The following is a 2,747-nucleotide window of genomic DNA, read 5'->3' on the forward strand; positions in this document are numbered from 1 at the left end:
TGGGCTTACGCCGAGACTGCCCACTACTACATCACTTGCCCAGCGGGATCCCTGTGCTGGTGGACTGCCTACTTGCGCCTTTTGCCCCTGCAGATGAGCCCTTTTTTGTGTGGGTTGCCGCTGCTGAGCGGGTGGGGATCCCTGGACAGGCGAGAGGCAGTCTTGTGGGCCACCTACGGTTCCGGCTACCTTCTCTACACCCTGGTGGACATCAAAGATGTGCGCTTCACCCTACCCCTGCTGCCCCTCTTGGCCGTGTTATCAGCAGGCGGGATCCAAAAGGCTTGCCGGTGGTTGGAGGAACGCTGGGGTGCGTGGGCTTTGCAAAGGGGAGTCTGTGCAGGGCTAGTTCTGGGCTGCTTGGCCTTGGCCAATTTGGGTCGGCCCCTCACCCCAGGGGTGGCCCCTCTGTGGACGGGGATCCAAATGCATTGGCAGGGGCAGCACCCCACACAGGAGCTGACCCAGTGGATCCAATCCTTGATCCAGCCAGGCTTGACCACCACGTTGGGGGTTCTCCCCAATACAGAGCTGATCTCTTCCGAAACCCTCACCTACTTGGCGGCTCTTCAGCGCTGGCCGGTTACATTCCGCGCTGCTGGGCAAACCCCCTGGCCGGAGTTGGAGCTCTCCTTGCTGGATGGGTTTGTGGATGCCGAAGGGGAACAGGGAATTATTGGCCCTTATGGCCCGACTAAGGAGCAGATCCGGCAGCACCTGCGCAGCAGCCCAGACTGGCGACAAGATCCGGCGGTGGAGTTGCCTACGGTGGGTCGGCCGCACACTTACTTCCCTCGCTTTTCAAAGGTGACGGTACAGGAGTGGCCTCTGGAAGCTGGGGAGGTGGAGCTGGTGGAGGTTGAGGCGCTGTCGGAGCTGGGGATCCCGGCCTGGAAGTTGCGCTGGCAAGGCCCAGCTCAGAACTTGGCCCAGACGCTGGTTTGGGCGCGGCTGGAAGACGGGCAAGGACGGGTTTTGGAGAAGCGGGCCTGGGTGCTGGGGCAGAATCGCCTGCAGCTCAACTCAACAGGCGGCTGGCTGGTGGAAGAGATCTTGACGCTGCCCACAACCGACTTCCCAAGAGGTGGCCTTCTCCACCTGGAATGGCAGTCGCCCAAAGGGATCCGCCATTCCCTACACCAATCCTGGAGAGGATCCCTGTCGAGCTTCCCGAAGGAAGGCCCCTTCCTTGTAACGGATCCCTTGTTTCCTCTCCGCGAGGCGGCCAGAGCTGCTGCCGCTGGGGATCTGCAGGCCCTCTCCCTTTATCTCAATGCCTGGACAACCCTGCAATACCCGACTTTTTTGACGGATCCAGATCGCATCCTGGTACGGCAACTGCTGGAGGGGGAACGGCAACAGGCTGCTGCCCAAGGCCAACCGAGCCAGCAAATCCAAAGCCACTACCAACTGGGCTTGATGTTGGCGGCGCTGTTACAACCAGAAGCAGCTCAGTTGCATTTTCAACAGATCGTCGAGCTGGATCCGGAAGACGAGTGGGCGCGGGCTTACCTGGGGTTTTTGCGAGTATTGTTCACTCACGACTTTGAGGGGATCCGGGGGTTGCGACAAGAGCTCTCGGCTGTGCTTCAGCCTCTTTGCCAGAAAGCGGATTTGGATTGGGATTTGAATTGGATTTGTGCTGCTCTTTAGCCACAAAGTCCAGCTCCATTTGAGAAACCTGGGAAAGAAGAAAGTCGGCAAAAGCTTTGGCCACCACCGAAAGACGTTTAGAGCGCAAATAGACCAAATGCCAGAACCCCCGAATGGGAAACTCTTCCACATCCAAAATAGCCAGATGATGCTGCCACCCCCCCAAGGCCAACACATGCTGAGACAAAACCGAAATGCCCAATCCACCCACAATGCCTTGGCGGATAGCTTCGCTGCTGCCTATCTCCATGCGAATGTTGAGCTTTAGGTTATGCTTCTCAAAAAGCCGCTCTACAGCCATGCGGGTGCCGGAGCCGGGTTCACGGGCTAAAAAAGGTTCTTGGGCAATGCGCGCCAGAGGGATCCCCTTTTGGCCCACCAGGGGATGATGAATAGAGGCCATCACCACCAAAGGATTTTCCAGAAAAGGTTGCGCCACCACGTCCAGATCTTCTGGCGGCATCCCCATCACGTAGAGATCGTCCATGTTGTTGCTCATCCGCTCCAAAACCTGCTGGCGGTTGAGCACCTTAAGAGCTACGTCAATGCCGGGATACTGCTGACAAAATGGCCCCAGCAGACGGGGTATAAAGTATTTGGCAGTGGTGACCACTCCAATGCTCAGCCGTCCCTGCTTTAGCCCCTTCAGGTCGGCAAGGGTCATCTCGAATTGATTCAATTGTTCAAAAATCTTCTCGCAGGTTTGGTGTAAAGCTTGCCCCGCTTCGGTGAGATACAGCCGCTTGCCCACCTGTTCAAACAACGGTAACCCCACGGCTTTGCTCAATTGCTTGATCTGCATGGAAATCGTGGGTTGGGTCAGGTAGAGCTCTTCGGCAGCGCGGGTAAAGCTCAGGTGGCGGGCGGCAACCTCGAAGATTTGCAGTTGATGCAGGGTAATGGCCTTCATGGACAATCAAGAAAAGCTAAAGGTTTACTACTAAATCATAAGCGCTAATCTATGCCTTTTGGCGAGATCCCCATGAGAGCCTGGCTAACGGTCACAGTGGCGGAAGGGGCAAAACCGAAGAGCAACCCCCTACCACTCGGACTTAAGGTAGAGATCGACCAAGGGATTGCGCCGGTGTGGGCAC

At 57.2% G+C, this 2,747-nt stretch carries 2 protein-coding genes; one reads left to right on the top strand and one right to left on the bottom strand.

Features of this window, described 5'->3' with window-relative positions; genetic code table 11:
• Positions 1 to 1,653: tetratricopeptide repeat protein (locus tag NW820_RS06580; protein WP_414407028.1), on the top strand; the 1,653-nt coding region annotated here is incomplete at its 5' end.
• On the opposite strand, the gene NW820_RS06585 is transcribed toward NW820_RS06580, so the two are convergent.
• Positions 1,535 to 2,563 (bottom strand): LysR substrate-binding domain-containing protein, encoded by a 1,029-nt coding sequence (locus NW820_RS06585; protein WP_414390486.1) that lies wholly within the window; start codon positions 2,561 to 2,563, stop codon positions 1,535 to 1,537. The genes NW820_RS06580 and NW820_RS06585 overlap by 119 nt on opposite strands.
• Positions 2,564 to 2,747: the final 184 nt, after the last annotated feature.

Origin of the sequence: Synechococcus sp. R55.7 (assembly GCF_047461955.1) — a bacterium.
In the GTDB taxonomy this organism is placed as follows: Bacteria; Cyanobacteriota; Cyanobacteriia; order Thermostichales; family Thermostichaceae; genus Thermostichus.